Source organism: Mesorhizobium sp. CC13 (genome assembly GCF_039907765.1).
In the GTDB taxonomy this organism is placed as follows: Bacteria; Pseudomonadota; Alphaproteobacteria; order Rhizobiales; family Rhizobiaceae; genus Aminobacter.
In genome coordinates this window covers 1-21,697 of sequence record NZ_JARDJI010000013.1, presented here as the reverse complement: position 1 = coordinate 21,697, position 21,697 = coordinate 1, and the positions used below count along the sequence as shown (strand labels likewise).

The window sequence follows — 21,697 nt, the reverse complement described above, 5'->3', positions numbered from 1 at the left end:
CCCCTCAGCCTCTGCCGCGCCGGCGCAGCATGTCGGCCAGCACAGTCGCCAGGATCAGCAGGCCGATCACGGCGCGCAGCCAGTAGGCCGAGACGTTGACGAAGATCAGGGCCGATCCGATGGTGGCGAACAGGATGGTCGCCAGCGTCGAGCCGACGACCGTGCCCGACCCGCCGAGGATCGACACGCCCCCGATGACAGCTGCGGTGATGACGGTCAGTTCGAGATTTGGCGGCACCGTCGACTGGATGACCTGCAGCTGGGTGGCGAACAGGATGGTGGCCAGGCCGGCAAAGGCCCCATGGATGACGAAGACGGCGACGGTGCGGCGCGCGATCGGGATGCCGGTAGCAAGTGCCGCCTCGGCATTGCCGCCGATGGCATAGAGCGAACGGCCGAAGGCGGTGTAGCGCATCCAGAAGGCGGCAAGCAGCGTCAGCACGACCATGAACACCAACGGCACTGGCAGGCCGAGAACCTGCTTCTGGGCGATCAGGTAGTCGGGCGGCAGGTCGGTGATCCAGGTACCGCCGGTGACGCTGATCAGGCCGCCGCGCAGGATCGACAGCGCACCGAGCGTCACGACGATGGATGGAATTCGGGCATAGGCAACAAGCACGCCGATGACGGCGTTGACCGCCATGCCGACCAGCACCGGGGCCAGCCATGCGAACCAGATCGGGTAGCCTGCGACCGCAAGCGAGCCCGAAATCGTCGCCAGAACGCCGATCAGCGCACCGACGGAGACGTCGATGTTGCCGGTGACGATGACCATCGCCATGCCGATGGCGGCGACCGCGACATAGGCGTTGCCGGAGAAGATGGTGGTCAGGTTGTTGGCGCTGATGAAACGCGGATTGACCATCGTCACCACGGCGAACAGGGCGACGATGGCGGCGAGCACCACGATCTCCTGGCCGTATTCGGCGAAAAGCCGCTTGAAGAAGCCGGGGCGTGCCGGAATCTGGCGCGCGCGGCTGGTGGCTTCGACTGTCGTCGACATCACGCCGCCTCCCCTGTGCGATGTGCGGTCATGGCAGCGCCGACCCGTTCGGGAGTGGCATCGGTGCGGCCGATCTCGCCGGTGATACGGCCGCCGCTCATCACCAGGACGCGGTCGCTCATGCCGAGCACCTCCGGCAGCTCACTCGAAATCATGATGACGGCGACACCCTGCTTCACCAGCTCTCCCATGATCGTATGGATTTCGGCCTTGGCGCCGACATCGACGCCGCGCGTCGGTTCGTCGAGGATCAGCACCTTCGGCATGGTCTCCAGCCACTTGGCGATGACCACCTTCTGCTGGTTGCCGCCCGACAACTCGCCGACCGGCTGGCCGATGTTGCGGCAGCGGATGCTGAGCCGCTTGACGGCGTCGAGGGCGCGCTGCGCCTCCTCGCCGGCCTTGATGAAGATACCCGAGGACAGCCTCTCGATCGTCGCCATCGACACGTTCTTGCGGATGGCCATGGACTTCACGAGCCCCTGCATGCCGCGGTCCTCCGGCACATAGGCGATGCCGAGATCGCGCGCCTGGCGCGGCGAGCCGATACGGACCGCCCTGCCCTCCATGAATATCTCGCCCGAGGTTGCCGGTGACATGCCGAACAGCGTCAGCGCCAGCTCGGTGCGGCCGCTGCCGACAAGGCCGGCAATGCCGAGGATTTCGCCGCGCCTCAGCTCGAAGGAGATGTCGCGGACATGGCGGCCGTGATTGAGGTTCTTCACCCGGAGCACGATGTCGCCGATCGTTGCTTGCGCCTTCGGGAACAGGCTCTCGATCGAGCGGCCGACCATCATCGAGACGAGTTGGTTCTCATTGACCTCGCCGATGTCCCTCGTCGCGACATGGGCGCCGTCGCGCAGCACCGTCACGCGGTCGGCTAGCGCGAAGATCTCCGGCATGCGATGGCTGACATAGACGATGCCGACGCCGCGCTCGCGCAGTTGCCGTACGATCGCCATAAGCCGCTGCACATCGGACTCGACCAGCGAGGCAGTCGGCTCGTCCATGATCAGGACGCGTGCGTTCTTGCTCAGCGCCTTGGCGATCTCGACGCGCTGGCGCTGCGCGACCGACAGGGTGAGCACCTTCGCGTCGACGTCGAGGTCGAAGGTATCCAGCTGGTCGAGCAGCCCGCGGGTGCGACGCCGCACCTCGGCCCAGTCGATGATGCCGGCGGACGTGCGCGGATAGTTGCCCAGGAACACGTTCTCGGCCACCGACAGCTCAGGAAAGAGCAGGAGCTCCTGGTAGACGGTGGCGATGCCCACGGCAGCAGCGTCCCGGGTCGAGGAGAACTTCACGTCCTTGCCGTCGACCACGATGGTACCGGCGTCGGGCATGTAGAGGCCCGACATCATCTTGATCAGCGTCGACTTGCCGGCGCCGTTTTCGCCGAGGAGCGCATGCACTTCGCCGGGACGAACGTCGAAGCTTACCTCTTTCAGCACCTTTACGCCGCCGAAGGACTTGGACATGCCGGTGAGGCTGACGTAGGCAGTCGAACTGCTCATCGGCTCGCCTCCTTCGCATCAGGCTTCGCCGCCCGGGCAGCGGCTCGCGCGCCCTCGGCCAGTTCGCGCCAACGGGCACGATAGGCGTCGAGACCGCGAATGCGGCTCGCCGTCACCGGCACGGTCTCGTCCTTGAACGGCTGGAGGCCGAGCGCCTTGAAGGCCAGCGCCGCAGCGCCCGTCGCCGAGCCCTCGCTCATCGTCGAGCGCACGATGATCTGCGTTGGACGGAGTTCAGCCAGCATCGCGGTGAACAGGTCGATCTTCGCCAGCCCGCCATCGACGACGAGGAGATTTTCCGACTTGATCAGGTCGAGTGAAAGGTCGGTCATCATGGCGACATAGAGCACGGCTACCGCCGCCCGCTCCTCGCCGCTGACATCGCCGCCGATGATGCGCCCCTTGGTCTCCGGGAAAGGTCCCCCGGCGGCCCAGGACGGCATGGCGAAGATGCCTCGCTCGATCACCCGCTCGACCGCTTCTTGCGAGATCGGCTTGTTCCAGCCGTCGCTGATGAGGTCGTATTCGCGCCCACCCATGAAGCGCAGCGAAGGCGCCGGCTCGCCATTGACGGTGACGTTGGCGATCATGTCGCGCTCCCGGTCGAGCGCACCGAGCGGACAATCGAGATTGATGATGATGACCCAGGTGCCCGTCGAGACCAGGGTGAAATCGCTCAGCCCGGTCATGCGGTAGTAGGCCAGTGCCGCGTTGGAATCGTGCACGCCATTGTGCACGGCAATGGCGCGGGTGCTGCCATCGGCCATGGTCACGCTCGCCTCGCCGACGACGGCACCTGCCGGGGCTATCGCCGGGAACCGGTCGCGCCAGCCGAGACGTTCGACCAGCGAGCTGTAGTCGCGCTTCAGCGGCGCCCAAAGCTGGCTGTGCGCACCGAGATAGGACCATTCCGCGAGCTTTCGGCCGCAGAACCGCCAGACCCAGAATTGCGGATAGCAGAGGATCGCCTCGGTACCGGAGAAGACTTCCGGCTCTTCGGTCTGCAGCCAATAGATGTGACGGGCGATGGAGAAGCCCAAAGGCAGCCACGGCGTATAGGTCTCGGAGAAGTCAGGCAGGATCGGGTCGATCGCACGGGCCACCGTTTCCGGAACCTCCTGCTCATAGTCGAGGATCGGATGCAGCAGTTCGTTGCCGCGCACCAATGCGAACGCGCACCCATGGGCTGATATCATCAGCCGCGTTACGCCATGCGTCACTGCGACTTCGGCCAGTTCGTGGTTCATCCAGCCGAAGAGGCGCTCGTCGTCGAGCACGCTCCGCCCACGAAAATCCCGCCAGACGGGCTTGGTGCGGCGCTCGTCGAGCAAGATGCCGTCTGGCGAAAAAACGAACAGCTTGGAATTGGTCTTGCCGAGATCGAAGACTGCCAGCGCGCCGCTCATGCACCGCCTCCATTGGAGACGATGCGCAGCGCGATACCCGCGCTCTCAAGCATCTTGGCGTGCTGGTCGGAGAGGCCGTCGTCGGTGATGACCATCGCCAGCCGCGTAAGCGGCAGGGCGACATTGCGGGCGTGGATCGAGAACTTGCGGCTGTCGGCAAGTACGACGATCTGGTCGGCGTTGCGGCTGAGCTCCTGGATCGATCGCACCATCAAGGGATGCGATTCTAGCAGGCCGTCAGGACTGATCCCCTGTGCGCCGAGGAAGAATTTCGAGGCATAGAAATTGATCGGCTGCGACGGCGAATAGATCACCCGGGGTTCGCGATGCAGCTCGCCGCCGGCGAGCGTCAGGCTGCACTTCCCATTCTCGCCGAGATAACCGGCCAGCGGCATCGAGTTGGTGAACAGGCGGACATTGCGGTCGGCCAGCTTGACGCCCAGGTGGAAGCAGGTCGAACCGCCATTGACGATGACCGCATCGCCGTCGGCGACCATGGTTGCCGCCAGTTCCGCGATAAGCCGCTTGGGCTCGACGGCGAGGTCCCGGTTTTCGTCATAAGGACGCGCGAAGGCCGTGCCCTGCGCCGCGCCGTCGAGCGCGGAAATACCGCCGTAGACCTTGCGGGCACTGCCCGCCTCATCGATCTTGTCGATATCACGCCGCACGGTGGCAGCGGAGACGCCGAGATGCTCCTGCAGATCGCGCACCGACGCAAAGGGCCGGTCGCGCAAAAGCTCGATGATCTGCCGCTGACGGACCAGGTCGTTCACGAAAACACCTCCCATGGCTTCGCGAAAAGGCTGCGCCATGAGTTAACTTACGCAAATCAGATTCCAGCGCAAGCGATTTGTGATGAAAATTACTCATACCGCGCCGCATCTAAATCATACTGCGACGCACAATGATTGAGTTCAATCTTTTTACGATTGACAAACCGCATGGCTTGGCCTGATTTTACCGCCAAAAGAGAGCGGCGCCCGCTGTTTCGCGCCGGGAGGATTCCGACATGCTCGACACCAACTCCACGCGGCTGGCAAATCTGTGGGACGACGCCAAGGCGGCCGCCATGAGCGAGCCGGAGCGGCTGGTCTATCGCTCCAACATCCTGGGCTCGGACAAGCGCGTCACCAACTATGGTGGCGGCAATACCTCGTCCAAGGTCACGCAAAGGGATCCGCTGACCAGCGCCGAGGTCGAAGTGCTCTGGGTCAAGGGATCGGGCGGGGACAGCGCCTCGATCAAGCTCGACGGTTTCGCCACGCTCTACATGGACAAGCTCAGGGCGCTGAAGGGGCTCTATCGCGGGCTCGCGCATGAGGACGAGATGGTCGGCTACCTGCCGCACTGCACCTTCAACCTCAATCCGCGCGCTGCCTCCATCGACACGCCGCTGCATGCTTATGTGCCAAGGGCTTACGTCGACCACATGCACCCCGACGCGATCATCGCGATCGCGGCTGCGAAGGATTCAAAGGCGCTGACAGCAAGGATCTTCGGCGACGAGATCGGCTGGCTGCCTTGGAAGAGGCCGGGCTTCGAGCTCGGCCTCTGGCTGGAAAAATTCTGCCTGGAGAACCCAGATGCCAAGGGCGTCGTGCTCGAAAGCCACGGCCTGTTCACCTGGGGCGACACGCCCAAGGAGTGCTATGCGACCACGATCGACACCATCAACAAGGCGATCGACTGGTTCGAGCAGGAGACCAAGGGCAAGCCGGCCTTCGGCGGCGCGGCGACGAAGCCGTTGCCGGCAACCGAGCGCCGGGCGATCGCCGCGCGGCTGATGCCCCGCATCCGCGGCATGATCTCGCAGCAGGGCGTGCGCAAGCTCGGTCATTTCGACGACAGCGACACGGTGCTGGAATTCGTCAATTCGCACCGTCTGCGCGACCTCGCGGCACTTGGCACCTCCTGCCCCGACCATTTCCTGCGCACCAAGATCAGGCCGCTGGTGATCGACTTCGATCCTGCAAGGCCTGATGTGGATGCCGTGATTGCGGCGCTGCCCAGGGCGCTGGACGACTACCGCGCCGGCTACCAGGCCTATTACGACCGCTGCAAGCATGCGGATTCGCCTGCCGTGCGCGACCCCAACGCCGTGGTCTACCTGATGCCCGGCGTCGGCATGCTTACGTTCGCCGCCGACAAGGCAACGGCAAGGATTTCAGGCGAATTCTACGTCAACGCCATCAACGTCATGCGCGGTGCGTCTTCGGTGTCGACCTATGTCGGCTTGCCCGAGCAGGAGGCCTTCGACATCGAATACTGGCTGCTCGAGGAAGCCAAGCTGCAGCGCATGCCCAAGCCGAAATCGCTGGCCGGGCAGATCGCCTTCGTCACGGGAGGCGCCGGCGGCATCGGCAAGGCGACGGCCGTCCGCCTCCTGCGCGAGGGCGCGTGCGTTGTCATCGCCGACATCGACGAGGCGGCCCTTGCCACCGCGCACGAGGAACTCGGCAAGGCGTTCGGCAAGGATTTCGTGCGGCCGGTGCGCCTCGACGTCACCGACGAGGCGGGCGTCACCTCGGCCTATGCCGACAGCGCCGTCGAGTTCGGGGGTGTCGATATCCTGGTTTCGAATGCCGGCATCTCGTCGTCGGCGCCGATCGAGGACACGGAACTTTCGATGTGGAACCGCAACATGGACATCCTCGCCAAGGGCTATTTCCTGGTGTCGCGCGAGGCGTTCCGCACCTTCAAGCAGCAGCAACTCGGCGGCAATATCGTTTTCATCGCCTCGAAGAACGGGCTGGCGGCATCGCCCAATGCGGCGGCCTACTGCACCGCCAAGGCGGCAGAAATCCACCTCGCCCGCTGTCTGGCGCTCGAGGGGGCGGACCACCAGATTAGGGTCAATACGGTTAACCCCGACGCCGTGCTGCGCGGCTCGAAGATCTGGACCGGCGAGTGGCGCGAGCAGCGTGCCGCAGCCTATGCGATGCAGCCGGACGAACTCGAAGAGCACTACCGCAAGCGCTCGATGCTGAAGCGCTCGGTCTTCCCGGAAGACATTGCCGAGGCGGTCTACTTCCTCGCTTCCGACATGTCGGCCAAGTCGACCGGCAACATCATCAATGTCGACGCCGGCAACGCCCAGAGCTTCACGCGCTGAGGGGCGAGCATCCCAGCGGAACCTGTCGCCTGCGCATCCGCTCCCACCTCTTCGACTACGTTGTCCGCACGCCCAAAAAGCCCGGTCCCAGCCGGGCTTTTCCTCTACACTGGCCAGGATAGAACCGCCGCTTCGCGGCGGCATTGGCCATTCAGGAGGAGGACAGGACGTGGAAGACAGGGACACGCGGCGGCTCGAAATGGTCGTGCTGATGACGCCGGAAATGGCCAATTTCAGCGGCAAGGTGCATGGCGGCGCCTTGCTCAATCTGCTCGACCGCGTCGCCTTCTCCTGTGCCTCGCGCTATTCGAACAAATACGCGGTAACGCTTTCGGTCGATCAGGTGGTGTTCCGGGAACCGATCAATGTCGGCGAACTGGTCACTTTCCGCGCGTCCGTCAATTTCGCGGGCCGCACCTCGATGGAAATTGGCATCCACGTCGAAGCCGAGAACATCCGCTCCGGCCAGCGGCGCCACACCAATTCCTGCTACTTCACGATGGTGGCCGTGGACGACGACGGCCGCCCTTCGCAAGTGCCGGCCTTCATTCCGTCGACCGACATCGACCGAAGGCGGCATCGCGCAGCCGAGCTGCGCCGTGAACTGCGCAGGGAGTTCGAAGCACGCTTCCGGGCCGCGGCGACGGCCGACCCGAGCTAGCGGTCGGCGAAAACCTGTCGTCAGGTCCAGGATCTGCGCGACATTTCACCGTTCTGCCCGCGCAGCGCCTCGCCGGCCTGGCGCACGACGTCGGAAATCTGCAGCAGCTGCTCGGCCAGCGGGCTCGCCTTGCGCCAGATCATGCCGATGGTGCGCGACGGCTGCGGGCTCTTGAAGCGGGCGACGGAGACCGAGGCCGACAGCGTCTCGACCGGCACCGCCATTTCGGGGATCAGCGTGACGCCGATGCCGGCGCCGACCATCTGCACCAGCGTCGACAGCGAGCTGCCGTCGAGGAGTTCGCGCGGACGGGCCGAATGGAGGTTGCAGAAGGACAGCGCCTGCTCGCGGAAGCAATGGCCTTCCTCGAGCAAAAGCAGCCGCATCTCGCGCAGCATCTCGCGGTCGGGCACCGGCTTGCCGGCGTCCTCGCCGGGGCGGACGAGGACGAAGTTCTCCTCGAACAGCGCGACCTCGGCCAGCGACGGTTCGGACACCGGCAGGGCGACAATCGCCGTGTCGAGCCGGCCCTCCGCCAGCTCGTGGATGAGCTTCTGCGTCTGGGTTTCGCGGACATGGATGTCGAGCCCGTCATGAAGGCGGGTGAGGTTGCCGATGATGGTGGGCAGGAGATAGGGTGCGACCGTAGGGATGACGCCGATGCGCAGCCGCCCGACCAGCCGCTCCCGCGCGGCGCGAGCGAGGTCCTCTAGCTCGTCGACCGAGCGCAGGATGTCGCGGACGCGGGCGGCGAACTGCTCGCCGAAACCGGTGAGGCGAACCTGGCGGGCGCTTCTCTCGAACAGCTCGGACCCTAGATTCTCCTCGAGATCCTTGATCTGCACCGACATGGCCGGCTGGGAGATGGCGCATGCGTCCGCCGCACGGCCGAAATGGCTGTGGCGCGCCAGCGCTTCAAAGTAGCGAAGCTGCTTGAGCGTCAGATTTATCATAACCTTGCCTTATCGCTGCAATCAGGAAATCCAACTTTAGATAATGAAAGGCGTTTGGTACAGATTTGATGTGGAAGGCAAGGAGGAGCCATGTCACGATCCCTGGGCATCGCAAGCATTGGCGGTGCGCGGTTTGCCGATGCCTCGACGGCATCAGGCAAGGCCGCGCCGTTTCGCATGCCTTCCACGGAGGCCTGCAGACGGCAGGACCATTCCACGTAGCCACGTGCGGCCCGAACCCGGCCGCCTCGGACATGCGTGTCCGCCAGTACAACCAACGCAGCCACGACCGGAGACCAAGATGGATACCAAGACTGAGACGAGCGCGGGCAAGTGCCCTGTCGCGCACAAGCCAACCGGCACGGGCAATCGCGACTGGTGGCCGAACCAGCTGGACCTCAGCGTCCTGCACCAGCATTCGAGCCTCTCCGACCCGATGGGCGAGGCCTTCGACTACGCCACGGAATTCGAGAGCCTCGACCTCGACACCGTCATCAAGGACCTGACCGCGCTGATGACGGATTCGCAGGACTGGTGGCCGGCCGACTTCGGCCATTACGGCCCGCTGTTCATCCGCATGGCCTGGCACAGCGCCGGCACCTACCGTATCGGCGACGGGCGCGGCGGCGCGGGCGCGGGCCAGCAGCGCTTTGCCCCGCTCAACAGCTGGCCGGACAACGTCAACCTCGACAAGGCCCGCCGCCTGCTGTGGCCGATCAAGCAGAAATACGGCCGCAAGATCTCCTGGGCCGACCTGATGATCCTGGCCGGCAACGTCGCGCTCGAATCGATGGGCTTCAAGACCTTCGGCTTCGGCGGCGGCCGCGCCGACGTGTGGGAGCCCGAGCAGGATATTTACTGGGGCAAGGAAGGCAAGTGGCTGGCCGACGAGCGCTACAGCGGCGACCGCGAGCTTGAAGGCCCGCTGGCCGCAGTCCAGATGGGCCTGATCTACGTCAACCCCGAGGGCCCGAACGGCAATCCGGACCCGCTCGCCGCCGCACGCGACATCCGCGAGACCTTTGCCCGCATGGCCATGGACGACGAGGAAACCGTCGCCCTGATCGCCGGCGGCCACACCTTCGGCAAGACCCACGGCGCCGGCGACGCTGCCAATGTGGGCGTCGAGCCCGAGGCCGCCGACCTCGAGCTGCAGGGCCTGGGCTGGCACAACAGCTTTGGCACCGGCAAGGGCGACGACACCATCGGTTCGGGCCTGGAAGTGACCTGGACGACGACGCCGACCAAGTGGACGAACAACTTCTTCTGGAACTTGTTCGGCTATGAGTGGGAGCTGACCAAGAGCCCGGCTGGCGCCCACCAGTGGACGCCCAAGCATGGCATGGGCGCCGGCACCGTGCCGGACGCGCATGACGCCTCCAAGCGCCACGCGCCGGCAATGTTGACCACCGACCTGTCGCTGCGCTTCGACCCGGCATACGAGAAGATTTCGCGCCGCTTCCTCGAGAACCCGGACCAGTTCGCCGATGCCTTCGCCCGCGCCTGGTTCAAGCTGACCCACCGTGACATGGGCCCGCTGGCCCGCTACCGCGGCAAGCTGGTGCCGAAGGAAGAGCTGATCTGGCAGGATCCGATCCCGGCCGTCGACCACGAGCTGGCCAGCGACGCCGATATCGCGGCCCTCAAGGCCAAGGTCCTCGGTTCGGGCCTGACCGTGTCGCAGCTGGTCTCGACCGCCTGGGCCTCGGCCTCGACCTTCCGCGGTTCGGACATGCGCGGCGGGGCCAATGGCGCGCGCATCCGCCTTGCGCCGCAGAAGGACTGGGCCGTCAACCGGCCGGCTGAGCTGGCCTCGGTGCTTGAGAAGCTCGAAGCGATCCAGAAGGAGTTCAACGCCTCGCAGTCGGGCAACAAGAAGGTGTCGCTGGCCGACCTGATCGTGCTCGGCGGCGCAGCGGCTGTCGAGAAGGCGGCCAGGGATGCCGGCCACGACGTGAAGGTGCCCTTCACGCCGGGCCGCATGGACGCCTCGCAGGAGCAGACCGATGCATCTTCCTTCGCGCCGCTCGAACCTGCAGCCGATGGCTTCCGCAACTATGCGAGCGGCAGGCAGCGCCTGTCGGCCGAAGAGAACCTCGTCGACCGCGCACAGCTGTTGAAGCTGACCGCACCCGAGCTGACGGTGCTGGTCGGTGGCCTGCGTGTGCTCGGCGCCAACGCGGGCGATACGGCCCACGGCGTCTTCACCGCCCGTCCCGGCACGCTCTCCAACGACTTCTTCGCCAACCTGCTCGACATGGGCACGGAGTGGAAGGCGACGTCGGAGGCCAAGGACGTGTTCGAAGGCCGCGACCGCAAGACCGGAGAGATCAAGTGGACAGCGACCCGCGTCGACCTGCTCTTCGGCTCGCACTCGCAGCTGCGCGCGCTGGCCGAGGTCTACGGCTCGTCCGACGCCGGCGGCAAATTTGCCCGCGACTTCGTGGCGGCGTGGAACAAGGTGATGAACGCAGACCGCTTCGACATCGCCTGACCCCGGTGCAACGGCGCCTGACGCGGCCGCTTCTCGGCCGCGTCAGAACCTCTTGCCCGCCATGCACGGAACCTACCGGCAGACCGAAGTTCGCTCGCCGGCGGCGGCATGGAACGAAGTCACATCTGATCGTTGTACGGTTCCTTCATTTGACCGACTTGACGAGCAAGCGATGAGAACGACGGAACGTTCACTAGCTGGGAGCGATTGGCCAGTTCCAGCAATCTGATCGGAAAGTTGATGGCGTCCCTGTTCGACGGGGACATGCCTTCCGACCGGTCCTCGGCAGTCTCGGTCGCCTCGACCTTTCGCAACGCGACATCGATTTCCGGGCGCGTCAGCACTCCCTTGTCGACAAGCAGGCGATTGATTGCGGCGACGGCCATGAGCAGGCCTTCGAGTTGCAGGTTGGCGACGTTCATTGTGCTTCCTCCTTCGGCCGAGCTGGAAACGCACGACCAGTTGATCCTTGCCCGACCATCCGCTCAATGAAGCTATCCGTAGTGGACCTTGCGAGGAAACCCCCGCCGGTTGGTAGCAACTGGTGCATACGTTGCAGGGCGCACAAAAAGCCACATGCAGGCCTGCCGGTTCCAGCAACTCGCCACTGTGAACAGAGCTGTTGACGCAGCGTCAACATCACTTGCGCCATCGGGTCGGGCCGCTATAGCTTGCCTCCCGGGCAGGCGGCCAGGCAACATATTTTGGGAGAATGTAATGACCGCCACCGAAGCCAATGACGGCTTGGTTGAGCTTACCGCCGATCTTGTGACGGCCTATGTTTCCAACAATCAGATACCGACCACTGTCCTTCCCGATCTGATAAGCGACGTTCACGCCGCTATCGCGCGGCTGCGGGCAAGGAAAAGCGACCCGAACGAGCATTCCGCCGTTTCCGTCGGTAGACCCGCAGTTTCCGTCAACGCGTCCATTCAGCATGATCATCTGGTCTGCCTGGAGGACGGCAAGAAATACAAATCCCTGCGTCGTCACCTACGCGAGGAGCACGGCCTGACATTTGAAGGCTATCGGGAGCGCTGGAATTTGCCGGAGAACTATCCCTCGGTTGCCGCCGCGCATAGTGCAAAGCGATCGGAACTCGCAAAGACGAGTGGACTGGGAAAGAAGCGCAAGACAAAGCAACACAACTGAAAGCCACGCCCATGCGGGCGGGCGCTTGCCTAGCGAGCATGGTCGACGTTCCTGAACTCCGAGAGGTCTGTCGTCGTGCCGGCAGGCCTCTCCCTTGATCTCAGCCCATCCCACCACGGCCAGCACCCTCAGCTGCCGAGTGCCTTGAGCCATTCTTCAAAGGACGAGGCCTTCTCGTGCCTGGCAAGCGAAACAGGGTGGGCAGGAGGCGGCAACAGCGCCGCATTCCGACATTCGCGGGGGCTGTAGCCGAACTCCTTGCTGAAGGCGCGGCTGAAGTTGGCTGCCGAACCGAACCCGACGGCTTCGCCGATGGCGACAATGCGCCGGCTGTCGGTCGGATCGCTGAGCGCCACGTGAGCCGCCATCAGCCGCCGGCCTTGTATGTAGTGGAGAACGCCGCCACTCGGTTCGAACAGCTGGTAGAGGCGCGTGCGCGATACGCCGAGCGCCCGGCACATCGAATCCGGCGTCAGGTTGGCCGCATGCAGATTGTGGTGAACATATCGGCGCGCGCGCTCCATGAGCGCGACACCCGCCAATTGTTCTGCGGCCGCAGCGTGTTCCGCTGGAGGCGCCAGGCAGGCAACGATCATGCTGCGCGTGGCATGCACGATACGGGGCAGGTCTTCCGCCGTGAGACTGCGCAGTCTTGCCTCGATGCTGTTGATGTAGTCGAGCAGGAGATTGGCGAGGTTGCCCGACAGAATGGAATTGTTTTGTGCGTCAAGGGTTGCCGCTGCATCACTGAACAGATCGCGCGGCAAATAGAGAACGAGGCTCCTGGAATCCGTCGCTCGCCCGCGAAACGGGTGACCCAGAGATCTGATCTCCAATCTTTCCGGCGCGCATTCCGCGACCCTGCCATCGACCTCCGTCCACGACTGGCCGGAATGCCGCAAGACAAGATGCCAGTGATCGATCGAACTGGACCGAAGCTTAGCAACAGACCGAAGGTAGCTGTGTGCCGGTGCGCACTGCTGGACGATCAGCATGCTCACGAGGTTCCAGGCTGTGTGGTCGGCCGGGAAACCGTCGCCCGGCGATCTGTCGTCTGGCAGCCTGACTTCGACAAGCGGCGACATATGCGCCTGCCAGGCGGCGAATTGATCTTCTGGGGCCAGTTCACGCGTTGAAAACGACAAAGGTTCAAGCACCGGCGCAAGTGACGGAGCAGCCTCATCGTCACGTTGCACATCGCGTGGCCAGCGACGTCGATCGCCGTCGAGCGGCGGCGCCGGCGTCGCCATTGCCTCGTCTTGCCTTTTGGCGTCCCCGTCGCCTGGTGCCATATCGAGTTCCGGTATGTCCATGCCTTCAAAAGCATGTGGTGCTTCGCGGGCATATGGCAAGACTTTGCGGTTGATATGGCCCATCCGAGAGACCAGGCGCAACGCGCTGCCTGCTAGCCAACCTGTGTCGACCAGGCCGGCGATCACACTGACCTGCGGCGTGAGAAATGCACTCCGGGACAAGTATCCGGATGCAACGCTAACGACTCCCCGAAGTCTTGGGCGTATTCACTCAGGTATGGCGGATGCGTGGCTGAGGAGGTCCCGAAATGAAAGCAAGGATCAAAGGAGAAGCTCGTCGCAAGATCATTCTCGATGGATACGTCAAGAATGAACCCCTGAAGGATATTGCGGCAAGGATCGGATGTTCTCTGGCAAGTCTGAAAGTCAGCGCCAGCAAGCTTGGCTGCACTCGAACCTACAAGGATGCGGCCGCATTTCGGCGCGGCTTCCACGTCCCGGAAGACAAACGAGCTGATTACTATCAACTGATGGTATATGGCGGGTATAGCGCCCATGAGTGCGCGGAGATTTTGGGGTTGTTGACGGCCAAGCTGCCAAGCACGGGAAACACGGGCTGCGAGACTGAGTTCCAGGATTCGAGGGCGCCGAAAGCAGACGCGTGCACGTCGGCATGCACCCCGGGCGCAAGCCGCTCGTTCGACGATGGATCGGTCAGGCGCGGCCGTTCGACCCCAGCCCTGCGCAACGGCTCAGGTGCCACGCGGCATTTTTGATCCGGGAGCTCGTGTCAACTCGATGACGCCGAGCCAGGCTCGATCAATTCCGTATATCATGCGACTTTGATACCGGTTCCGGACATGCGCGACCGGTCATGGCGGACTGTACGCCATGACCGGTCGCGGCCCCTCAGGCGACCGGTGCACGCTCGCGGATCAGCTTCAGCCAGGGGCCCGCGTGGAAGCCGCTCATCAGCAGGTACATCGTGACCATCCCGCTCAACGGCGAAGCGTCCGTGGCCGAGCAGATCATTTCTGCCGCGCTGGCGCTGTGGATGCCGCTCAGCAGCGCCATCATGGCGAAGGTTGGTGCTGCCGCCAGCACCAGGCAATCTGGCAACCCGAAAGCCGAGGGGTCCTGGCTGGGCGCCTCTTCGCCGCCGAACTTGTCGCAACAGGCCCGGCTCATGGCTTCGCGCCCGCGTTCTGCTCTCGGAAGGCTGCCTCTCCGGCATCCGACACCTCGATCCACTTCTTGTCGGGCGCTGCGTCTGCGACGTAGCTGTCGTGCCAGTTCCACCACTTGTAGGTCGGGGTCTGCGGATAACCCTCTGGCGAGTCCTCCCAGACCTCCTGCCGGCCCAGTGGCGTGATGTCCAGGTAGTTCCAGGTGTTCCCCATCTGCTCGTCGCCACGATTGTTGAGGAAGTAGGTGCGGAACACGCGGTCGCCGTCGCGGAAGAACACATTCGTGCCGTGCCACTCATCCACGCCGAAATCGGCATCGAAGCCGTCCGTGATGGTGAACCAAGGGATCTCCCAGCCCATCCGCGCCTTCAACCGCGCGATATCCGCCTGTGGCGCCCGCGAGATAAAGACGAGGGTCGTGTCGCGGGCGTTCAGGTGGGCGACGTGGGCCACCTGGTCGGCCACCATGGAGCAACCACGGCACGCATGGTCGGGCCAGCCGTAGACCCCGGGCTCGAAGAAGGCCCGGTAGACGATCAGCTGGCGCCGGCCGTCGAAGAGGTCGAGCAGGCTGACCTTGCCCGCCGGCCCCTCGAACGCATAGGCCCTCTCAACGGCCATCCATGGCATGCGCCGGCGCTCGGCCGCCAGGGCGTCGCGGGCGTGGCTTTGGGCCTTTTCCTTCACCAGAAGCTGCTTGCGGGCATCTTCCCACGCCTGCGGCGACACGACCGGTGGCGTATGCATGGCAGGCTGTCTGCCTTTCCGTCCGTTCTCGGCTGATGTAGTCATGGCTTTGGACCTCCTGGGTTTAGTCTAGCGATTTCTCGCGCCTCGCGGCTGGAGCGCACTTCCCGTTCGCGCCTCATCGAATTGTCGGCGTCGAGACAGTTCTGGCACCGGAAGTTCGAAGGGTGGGAGTAACAAGTGTGACGGGATTGCCATGGACTCTATGATCACGGCCGCCGCACACTCGCTTGCCGTGGGCGATCCCCTGCTCGCTTTGAAGAGGATCGCGCTGCGCGACGATGCGCCCGCCCTTGCCCTGCGCGGCATCGCAATGGCGCAGCTCGGCGATCTCAATCGAGCGAAGGAGCTTCTCAGACGAGCCACGCGCGCATTCGGGCAGAAGGATTCGGTCGCGCGTGCGCGCTGCGTGGTCGCCGAAGCTGAGATCGCCTTGGTATCGCGCGATCTCACCTGGCCCGCCAACGCGCTCGATGCGGCACGGGCAGTGCTCGAACGACGCGGCGATCGCATCAATGCCGCGCATGCGGGCGTTCTCGCAGCCCGCCGCCTGCTGCTGATCGGCCGTCTCGAAGAGGCCGGACGCCTGCTTTCCGAAGTTGATCCCGCGCCGCTCTCGCCCGCGCTGAGAACAGCCTACGAGCTTGCCGCGGCGGGGATCGCAATCCGGCACCTGAGGATGAAAGAGGCACGTTCAGCACTGCGCAGAGCCGAGTACGAGGCGAAGGCTGCCGGCATTCCGGCATTGATGGCAGAGGTGGAAAGCGTCTCGCTGCTGATGACGCAGCCGGCGGCGCGCGCCATCGCACGCGGAAAGGAACGTTTTCTCATCCTGGAGGAGGTCGAGGCGCTGCTGGCCTCGGGTGCGTTCGTGATAGATGCCTGCCGCAACGTTGTGAGGGGCGGCGGAACAACGGTCTCGCTTGCGACACGCCCGGTGCTGTTTTCCCTTGCACGAGCGCTGGCCGAAGGGTGGCCCGGGGACGTCACCCGGGATGCGCTCGTCAGGCACACCTTCCGGGCGAAGCACGCAGATGAATCGCACCGCGCCCGACTTCGAGTCGAAATAGGGCGGCTACGTGCAGGACTTGGAACGCTTGCTGAGGTGAATGCGACGGACCAGGGCTTCGCACTGTCGCCTCGATCCGCGACCGAGGTCGTCGTGCTGGCCCCAAGCGCCGAAGAGCAGCATGCCGAAGTACTCGCCTTGCTCGCCGACGGAGAGGCTTGGTCGAGCTCGGCCCTGGCGATTGCGCTTGGCATCAGTCCGCGCGGCGCGCAGCGTGCGCTCGAGCAGCTTTCGAACTCAGGCAAGGTGCAGTCCTACGGGCGGGGGCGCGCGCGCCGGTGGATGACGCCGCCCGTGCCCGGGTTCCCGACAACACTGTTACTCCCAGGTCCGCTGCCGAGCGGATAGGTTCAGGGCTGACTTATGGTTCTATGGGTATGAGCACATGAAACACGCCAACGCTGAAATCCTTCAGGAATACGGCCCCTTTCCAGGGGTCGACCATGTGGGTGGCGTCACCTTCGACGGCCGCCACGTCTGGTTTGCATCCGGCAACAGGCTGAACGCCCTCGACCCCACCAGCGGCACGATAGTCCGCACCATCGATGTCGCCGCACACGCGGGAACGGCCTTCGACGGCCGCTACCTGTTTCAGATCGCCGAGGGCCGCATCCACAAGATCGATCCGGAAACCGGCAATGTCCTCTCCAGCATCCCCGCACCAGGAGGCGGTGGCGATTCAGGCCTTGCCTGGGCGGAAGGGACGCTGTGGGTCGGGCAACACCGCGGCCGCAAGATCCATCAGGTCGACCCCGATACGGGCATCGTTCTGCGCACCATCGAGTCCAACCGCTTCGTCACCGGCGTGAGCTGGGTGGACGGCGAAATGTGGCACGCCACCTGGGACGGTGACGGGAGCGATGTGCGGCGGATCGATCCCGACACCGGAAGGGTCCTGGAGATGCTCGATATGCCGCCGGATGTGGGGGTCTCGGGGCTGGAATCCGATGGCGGCGAGCAGTTTTTCTGCGGCGGCGGAAACAGCGGAAGGGTAAGGGCCATCCGGCGTCCGCACGGGACCAGGTAACGGCCGGATCCTTCCCAGGCGCATCACCCGGTCCAGTCTGGTTGGCGTCCGCGCCTCCGCGCGGCCGCTAGTCTCAACGGTCCAGGTGCCCAAACGAAGTACGAAGCCGGGCACCACCATGGTCGATCGCGAGCCGGGCTCTGCCTATCAGCCCGACCATGCTGGCAAAGCCATGGGAAACGCCGTCGTAGCGCCTGGCATCAAGATCGACGCCGGCGACGGTCAGCATTGCGCAGAGCGCCTCGATCTCGTCGCGCAGAGGATCGTATTCCGCAATCGCCACGGTTGCTGGCGGCAAGGTCGCAAGCACGGGCGACCGCGCGATGGCCACCCTCGGGTCGCCTTGCTCCGCCGGCGAGCCGACATACTGGCGCCAGTACCAGCGCATCGTCTCAGCGCTGAGGAAGGGCGTGGCCGGGAAGCGGTCATAGCTCGCGCCCGAGGCGGTCGGATCCAGAGCCGGATAGAAGAGCAGCACGTGCCTGAGCACGGCGTTCGTCGCAGGCGATGCATGCAAGGCTGCCGCCAACGCCAGGTTGCCACCCGCGCTATCGCCGGCGAGCGCCAACCGAGCCGGATCGCATCCCAGTTGCCCGGCATTGGCCGCTGCCCATTCGAGACTTGCGAGCGCATCCTCGAACGCGGCGGGGAACGGGTATTCCGGTGCGAGCCGGTAGTCGATCGAAAGCACCGCGCAGTCGCCGGCCCTGGCCAGCGCGCGGCAGAAGTTGTCGTGCGTGTCGAGTGAGCACAGCACGAAGCCACCGCCATGGAAGAAGACCAGCAAGGGAAGCCCTCGGTCCTGACGGGGCCGATAGACGCGAGCTCCGACCTGGCCTGCGCCGCCCGACACGACGATGTCTTCCACGGCAGCCATTTCTGTGCGTTCGGTCGGCCAGGAAGCCGCGTTGACGGCGGCACGCAAGGCGGCGATGTCGACACGAGCCAGATCAAGCGGCGGGCGCCTGGCGATCACGTCCGCCATTGCCGCCAGGTCGGCATCCAGAACCATGCGATCGCCCATAGACGTTTCTCCGGCAGAGCTTGCTCGGCTTCATTGAGGTCCGGCGTTCCGCCGGATGCATCGTTCGAACGGGTGAGACCGCGCGCCCTATGGCGTGTCCTCCGCGCCGCTTGCAGCCCACCGAAAGCAACTCACCCGATCGAACGATGAAAATCGGGGTGGCCGGATCGAGACTTTACCTACCCGAGAAGGGCATCGTTCTGCAGCGGAGGAGCCTGCCAGTGAAATTTTCCATGATCTACGAGGCGCAGATCGCCGAAACGCATCGCGAGGCCGAACAGCAGGTCTTCCACGAGATGGCCGAGCAGTGCGTGCACTTGGACAAGCACGGCTTCGACGGCGTCTGGTGCGTCGAGCACCATGGGCTGACTCAATATTCGCACATGTCGGCCCCTGAAACCTTCCTGGCCTTTGTCGCCGGCCAGACGAAGAAGCTCGAGATCGGCCACGGTGTCGTCTGCCTGCCGCCGGCGATGAACCACCCGATCAAGGTCGCCGAGCGTATCGCCATGCTCGACATCCTGTCGAACGGCCGCGTCAATTTCGGCGTCGGCAAGGGCGGCAGCCAGCAGGAAGCCGGCGCCTTCGGCTACCAGCTTTCCGAACTGCAGCCGCTGATCGACGAGAGCATGTACCTGATCCCGCGCCTCTTCACCGAAGAGAGCGTCGAGCATGACGGCCAGTACATCAAGTTCCCGGCGCGCCCGGTGCATCCCAAGCCGATGCAGGATCCGCATCCGCACATGTACATGGCCTGCACGCGCTGGGAAGCGGTGGTCACCGCCGGCTCGCGCGGCCTCGGTGCGCTGGTCATGGGTTTCGGTGGCCCGGACGAGATCAAGACCAAGAGCGACGCCTACCGGAAGGCCTTCGCCGAGCGAAAGGCGGAGGACCAGGTCGGCTTCCGCCCGACCGAGCACCTGTCGGCGCTTTGCCCCGCAATCGTCATGCGCGACCGCGACAGGGCGCGCCGCATCGGCCTGCGCGGCCAGCGCTTCTTCGCCGAGGCGCTTTCGCACTGGTACCAGGGCGGCCCGAAGCCCAGGGTCGACGACATGAGCCCGGAGGAGCACCTCGCCGCGCTCGACAAGGTACGCGAGCACAAGTTCGCCAAGCTCGGCGAGGACAAGATCGCCTACAACCCCAAGGTCTACGGCTATCTCGACGACATCAACGACGCCTATGGCACGCCGGAAGACTGCATCCGCTATGTCGAAAGGCTGTTCGAGGCGGGTGCCGACGAGATCATGTTCCTGTCGCAGATGGGCACGGTGCCGCACGAGGCGATCATGGAAACGATCGAACTCATCGGCTCAGAAGTGATCCCCCATTTCCGCGGTAAGAAGCTGCGCGTCGCTGCCGCCGAATAGTCAGGCAATGCGGCCGGTGCTTCAGGCGCCGGCCGCCTTTGGCTGTAGCTCAAACGAACGAAGGGCTGGCATTTTCGCGATGCCGGCCTGGCCGTCTTGAGCGATCGTGGATGTTGGCCGCTACATAGGAAAGGGCTTGCCGCCCGGCCAATTTCGGCATGCCAAATTTGTGCCTTTTTGGTGACAGTCCGAACCTTGCTACAACCACAAGGATGCAAGTTACCTTCCCTCAACTGGAAGGGCGCTCCGTGCATCTCAATGGGGGCTTTCAATGAGGCAGATACTTTGGGCAGCGACCGCGCTGGTTGCATTTGCTACCGCCGCCGCTGCGGCGGACAACGTGGTGATCGAGCCGGGCGCAGCAGCCTATAACTGGTCCGGTGTCTATGTCGGAGGTGCCATCGGTTACAACGAGCTGTCGCTCCAAGACCTGGACTTCGAAGATGACTACCACTCCGGTAGCGGCTTCGCTGGCGCCGTCTACGCGGGATACAATCACCAGGTTGGCAATGTCGTCCTCGGTGTCGAGGCAGATCTGAAATACTCGTCGGCCGACGTGTCCATTGATGACGCGTATATCCCGTACGAGTCACGCTGGGGAGCATCCTTCCGCGGACGCGCCGGATATGCCGTCGGTTCGATCATGCCATACGTTACTGCGGGACTGGCCATTGCGAACTTCCGCGGCGACCATGAAGGCAATGGCGAAGATATTGCGACCGAGACCGTATCCGGATACGTAGTCGGTGGCGGCGTTGAATGGGGGGCAACCCAGAATATCGTCGTTCGTGCCGAATATCTGTACTCCGACTACGGCGCCAACGAGTTCGAGTTCCCCATCAACGACATCCACGATGTTGACATGCGAACCCACGATTTCCGCCTGGGTGTGGCTTACAAGTTCTGATGATTTAAGTAACGTGGACTCGTCTACCCCGGCTCCGGCCGGGGTTTTTTGTCTGAATATCTGCACATACTGTATGTGGTCTTTTCGCTCCTGCACGAGCTGGCAAGCCAAATCTTCCCAGTTGGGCACCGGCTGCAACTGCCGCCAAGAGGCTGTCACATGGCGAGATGGGCGCCGACATAGCGGGCATCGGCATAGATCAGCGGCTCGATGCTGCCAAACAGCGCCACGTCCGTGACCCGGCCGACGAAAACACCGTGGGTGCCGTAGTAGAATTCTCCGTCATTGGCGCAGAAGATGTTGGCCTGGGCGTCGGCGAGATAGGGAATGCCGTCGCGCTCGCGCCAGTCGCCCTCGGCGAAACGCGCCTCGCCCTTGACCTGACCGCCGCAGCGCTTCGCCAGCACTTCGTGCGTGCGCGCGAGGATATTGACGCAGAATGGGGACTTCGCCTCGAACGCCGTGAAGATCGAGGCCGTGCGGTTGACGCAGGCGAGCAGCGACGGCGGCTCTATGCTGAGGCTGTCGACGGCGGTTGCCGCCATGGCCAGGCGCTGCCCTTCGAACCGCGTGGTGAGGATCACCACCGATTTCGCCAAGCGGCGCATGGCCGCCTTGGTGTCGATTGCCAGTTCGTTCGCAGCTTCGGACATTTATCGCTCCTCCTGCCGATGTCCCGATCGGTGACCGGATTATCGCGCTCAAAGCGCAACTCGGCATCGTTCGAACGGGCGAGCTAGCTGTGGAGCCTCAACAGGTTGTCCTCGGTCAAAGCGAGGCGACTGATAGGTGTTTTGGACTTTAGGCTGCCGTGGGGA

At 64.2% G+C, this 21,697-nt stretch carries 20 protein-coding genes; 9 read left to right on the top strand and 11 right to left on the bottom strand.

What is annotated here, in order from left to right; translation table 11 throughout:
• Positions 1-4: 4 nt before the first annotated feature.
• From PV773_RS17055 to PV773_RS17040, 4 genes are read right to left on the bottom strand one after another with little or no spacing between them, the layout of a single operon-like run.
• A complete protein-coding gene (locus PV773_RS17055; protein WP_347967502.1) occupies positions 5-1,003 on the bottom strand; it encodes an ABC transporter permease in 999 nt (332 codons plus the stop codon).
• Entirely contained in the window at positions 1,003-2,517 is a 1,515-nt protein-coding gene (locus PV773_RS17050) for a sugar ABC transporter ATP-binding protein (protein ID WP_347967501.1), read from the bottom strand. The genes PV773_RS17055 and PV773_RS17050 overlap by 1 nt, the downstream gene beginning before the upstream one ends.
• The gene (locus PV773_RS17045; RefSeq protein WP_347967500.1) at positions 2,514-3,923 is read right to left on the bottom strand and encodes a carbohydrate kinase; all 1,410 of its coding nucleotides are present in this window, start codon (positions 3,921-3,923) and stop codon (positions 2,514-2,516) included. The genes PV773_RS17050 and PV773_RS17045 overlap by 4 nt, the downstream gene beginning before the upstream one ends.
• Complete coding sequence (locus tag PV773_RS17040) at positions 3,920-4,696, bottom strand: DeoR/GlpR family DNA-binding transcription regulator (protein WP_347967499.1); 777 nt, start codon at positions 4,694-4,696, stop codon at positions 3,920-3,922. The genes PV773_RS17045 and PV773_RS17040 overlap by 4 nt, the downstream gene beginning before the upstream one ends.
• A 236-nt stretch (positions 4,697-4,932) precedes the next feature.
• Here PV773_RS17040 and PV773_RS17035 point away from each other — a divergent pair, with 236 nt between their 5' ends.
• Positions 4,933-7,035: a bifunctional rhamnulose-1-phosphate aldolase/short-chain dehydrogenase gene (locus tag PV773_RS17035; RefSeq protein ID WP_347967498.1), complete on the top strand. Its 2,103-nt coding sequence runs from the start codon at positions 4,933-4,935 to the stop codon at positions 7,033-7,035.
• Between the two features lie 169 nt (positions 7,036-7,204).
• The gene (locus PV773_RS17030; RefSeq protein WP_347967497.1) at positions 7,205-7,696 is read left to right on the top strand and encodes an acyl-CoA thioesterase; all 492 of its coding nucleotides are present in this window, start codon (positions 7,205-7,207) and stop codon (positions 7,694-7,696) included.
• Positions 7,697-7,716: 20 nt separating this feature from the next.
• Here the strand turns inward: PV773_RS17030 and PV773_RS17025 are convergent, their stop codons facing one another.
• Positions 7,717-8,649, bottom strand: coding sequence for a LysR substrate-binding domain-containing protein (locus tag PV773_RS17025; protein WP_347967496.1), 933 nt, complete (start codon positions 8,647-8,649; stop codon positions 7,717-7,719).
• Positions 8,650-8,950: 301 nt separating this feature from the next.
• Between PV773_RS17025 and katG the strand changes: the two genes are divergently transcribed.
• Positions 8,951-11,143 carry a catalase/peroxidase HPI gene (gene katG / locus PV773_RS17020; RefSeq protein WP_347967495.1) on the top strand — a complete coding sequence of 731 codons (2,193 nt, stop codon included), beginning with the start codon at positions 8,951-8,953 and terminating at the stop codon, positions 11,141-11,143.
• 119 nt (positions 11,144-11,262) lie between these two features.
• Here the strand turns inward: katG and PV773_RS17015 are convergent, their stop codons facing one another.
• The gene (locus PV773_RS17015) at positions 11,263-11,565 is read right to left on the bottom strand and encodes a hypothetical protein (protein ID WP_340037083.1); all 303 of its coding nucleotides are present in this window, start codon (positions 11,563-11,565) and stop codon (positions 11,263-11,265) included.
• A 295-nt stretch (positions 11,566-11,860) separates the two neighbouring features.
• On the opposite strand from PV773_RS17015, the gene PV773_RS17010 reads away from it, so the two are divergent.
• Positions 11,861-12,295 carry a MucR family transcriptional regulator gene (locus tag PV773_RS17010; RefSeq protein ID WP_347967494.1) on the top strand — a complete coding sequence of 145 codons (435 nt, stop codon included), beginning with the start codon at positions 11,861-11,863 and terminating at the stop codon, positions 12,293-12,295.
• A gap of 128 nt (positions 12,296-12,423) precedes the next feature.
• On the opposite strand, the gene PV773_RS17005 is transcribed toward PV773_RS17010, so the two are convergent.
• Complete coding sequence (locus PV773_RS17005) at positions 12,424-13,734, bottom strand: helix-turn-helix domain-containing protein (RefSeq protein ID WP_347967493.1); 1,311 nt, start codon at positions 13,732-13,734, stop codon at positions 12,424-12,426.
• A gap of 122 nt (positions 13,735-13,856) precedes the next feature.
• On the opposite strand from PV773_RS17005, the gene PV773_RS17000 reads away from it, so the two are divergent.
• Complete coding sequence (locus PV773_RS17000) at positions 13,857-14,324, top strand: hypothetical protein (protein WP_347967492.1); 468 nt, start codon at positions 13,857-13,859, stop codon at positions 14,322-14,324.
• Positions 14,325-14,457: 133 nt separating this feature from the next.
• On the opposite strand, the gene PV773_RS16995 is transcribed toward PV773_RS17000, so the two are convergent.
• Together PV773_RS16995 and PV773_RS16990 are read right to left on the bottom strand one after the other, a co-directional pair.
• Positions 14,458-14,736, bottom strand: coding sequence for a hypothetical protein (locus PV773_RS16995; RefSeq protein ID WP_347967491.1), 279 nt, complete (start codon positions 14,734-14,736; stop codon positions 14,458-14,460).
• Positions 14,733-15,527, bottom strand: coding sequence for a DUF899 domain-containing protein (locus PV773_RS16990; protein WP_347967490.1), 795 nt, complete (start codon positions 15,525-15,527; stop codon positions 14,733-14,735). The genes PV773_RS16995 and PV773_RS16990 overlap by 4 nt, the downstream gene beginning before the upstream one ends.
• A 151-nt stretch (positions 15,528-15,678) precedes the next feature.
• Here PV773_RS16990 and PV773_RS16985 point away from each other — a divergent pair, with 151 nt between their 5' ends.
• Both PV773_RS16985 and PV773_RS16980 read left to right on the top strand, forming a co-directional pair.
• Positions 15,679-16,899 carry a helix-turn-helix domain-containing protein gene (locus PV773_RS16985; RefSeq protein ID WP_347967489.1) on the top strand — a complete coding sequence of 407 codons (1,221 nt, stop codon included), beginning with the start codon at positions 15,679-15,681 and terminating at the stop codon, positions 16,897-16,899.
• 37 nt (positions 16,900-16,936) lie between these two features.
• Positions 16,937-17,578 carry a glutamine cyclotransferase gene (locus PV773_RS16980; protein WP_347967488.1) on the top strand — a complete coding sequence of 214 codons (642 nt, stop codon included), beginning with the start codon at positions 16,937-16,939 and terminating at the stop codon, positions 17,576-17,578.
• 73 nt (positions 17,579-17,651) lie between these two features.
• On the opposite strand, the gene PV773_RS16975 is transcribed toward PV773_RS16980, so the two are convergent.
• A complete protein-coding gene (locus PV773_RS16975) occupies positions 17,652-18,602 on the bottom strand; it encodes an alpha/beta hydrolase (RefSeq protein WP_347967487.1) in 951 nt (316 codons plus the stop codon).
• A gap of 221 nt (positions 18,603-18,823) precedes the next feature.
• On the opposite strand from PV773_RS16975, the gene PV773_RS16970 reads away from it, so the two are divergent.
• Both PV773_RS16970 and PV773_RS16965 read left to right on the top strand, forming a co-directional pair.
• Positions 18,824-19,972 carry an LLM class flavin-dependent oxidoreductase gene (locus PV773_RS16970; protein ID WP_347967486.1) on the top strand — a complete coding sequence of 383 codons (1,149 nt, stop codon included), beginning with the start codon at positions 18,824-18,826 and terminating at the stop codon, positions 19,970-19,972.
• 271 nt (positions 19,973-20,243) lie between these two features.
• Positions 20,244-20,879 carry an outer membrane protein gene (locus tag PV773_RS16965; RefSeq protein ID WP_347967485.1) on the top strand — a complete coding sequence of 212 codons (636 nt, stop codon included), beginning with the start codon at positions 20,244-20,246 and terminating at the stop codon, positions 20,877-20,879.
• 155 nt (positions 20,880-21,034) lie between these two features.
• Here the strand turns inward: PV773_RS16965 and PV773_RS16960 are convergent, their stop codons facing one another.
• Positions 21,035-21,532, bottom strand: coding sequence for a flavin reductase family protein (locus PV773_RS16960; RefSeq protein ID WP_347967484.1), 498 nt, complete (start codon positions 21,530-21,532; stop codon positions 21,035-21,037).
• Positions 21,533-21,697: the final 165 nt, after the last annotated feature.

Coding starts and splice junctions, on each gene's coding strand:
- PV773_RS17055 (WP_347967502.1), bottom strand. CDS start 1,003: ATGTCGACGACAGTCGAAGCCACCAGCCGCGCGCGCCAGATTCCGGCA.
- PV773_RS17050 (WP_347967501.1), bottom strand. CDS start 2,517: ATGAGCAGTTCGACTGCCTACGTCAGCCTCACCGGCATGTCCAAGTCC.
- PV773_RS17045 (WP_347967500.1), bottom strand. CDS start 3,923: ATGAGCGGCGCGCTGGCAGTCTTCGATCTCGGCAAGACCAATTCCAAG.
- PV773_RS17035 (WP_347967498.1), top strand. CDS start 4,933: ATGCTCGACACCAACTCCACGCGGCTGGCAAATCTGTGGGACGACGCC.
- PV773_RS17025 (WP_347967496.1), bottom strand. CDS start 8,649: ATGATAAATCTGACGCTCAAGCAGCTTCGCTACTTTGAAGCGCTGGCG.
- katG (WP_347967495.1), top strand. CDS start 8,951: ATGGATACCAAGACTGAGACGAGCGCGGGCAAGTGCCCTGTCGCGCAC.
- PV773_RS17015 (WP_340037083.1), bottom strand. CDS start 11,565: ATGAACGTCGCCAACCTGCAACTCGAAGGCCTGCTCATGGCCGTCGCC.
- PV773_RS17010 (WP_347967494.1), top strand. CDS start 11,861: ATGACCGCCACCGAAGCCAATGACGGCTTGGTTGAGCTTACCGCCGAT.
- PV773_RS17000 (WP_347967492.1), top strand. CDS start 13,857: ATGAAAGCAAGGATCAAAGGAGAAGCTCGTCGCAAGATCATTCTCGAT.
- PV773_RS16995 (WP_347967491.1), bottom strand. CDS start 14,736: ATGAGCCGGGCCTGTTGCGACAAGTTCGGCGGCGAAGAGGCGCCCAGC.
- PV773_RS16990 (WP_347967490.1), bottom strand. CDS start 15,527: ATGACTACATCAGCCGAGAACGGACGGAAAGGCAGACAGCCTGCCATG.
- PV773_RS16985 (WP_347967489.1), top strand. CDS start 15,679: ATGGACTCTATGATCACGGCCGCCGCACACTCGCTTGCCGTGGGCGAT.
- PV773_RS16980 (WP_347967488.1), top strand. CDS start 16,937: ATGAAACACGCCAACGCTGAAATCCTTCAGGAATACGGCCCCTTTCCA.
- PV773_RS16975 (WP_347967487.1), bottom strand. CDS start 18,602: ATGGGCGATCGCATGGTTCTGGATGCCGACCTGGCGGCAATGGCGGAC.
- PV773_RS16965 (WP_347967485.1), top strand. CDS start 20,244: ATGAGGCAGATACTTTGGGCAGCGACCGCGCTGGTTGCATTTGCTACC.
- PV773_RS16960 (WP_347967484.1), bottom strand. CDS start 21,532: ATGTCCGAAGCTGCGAACGAACTGGCAATCGACACCAAGGCGGCCATG.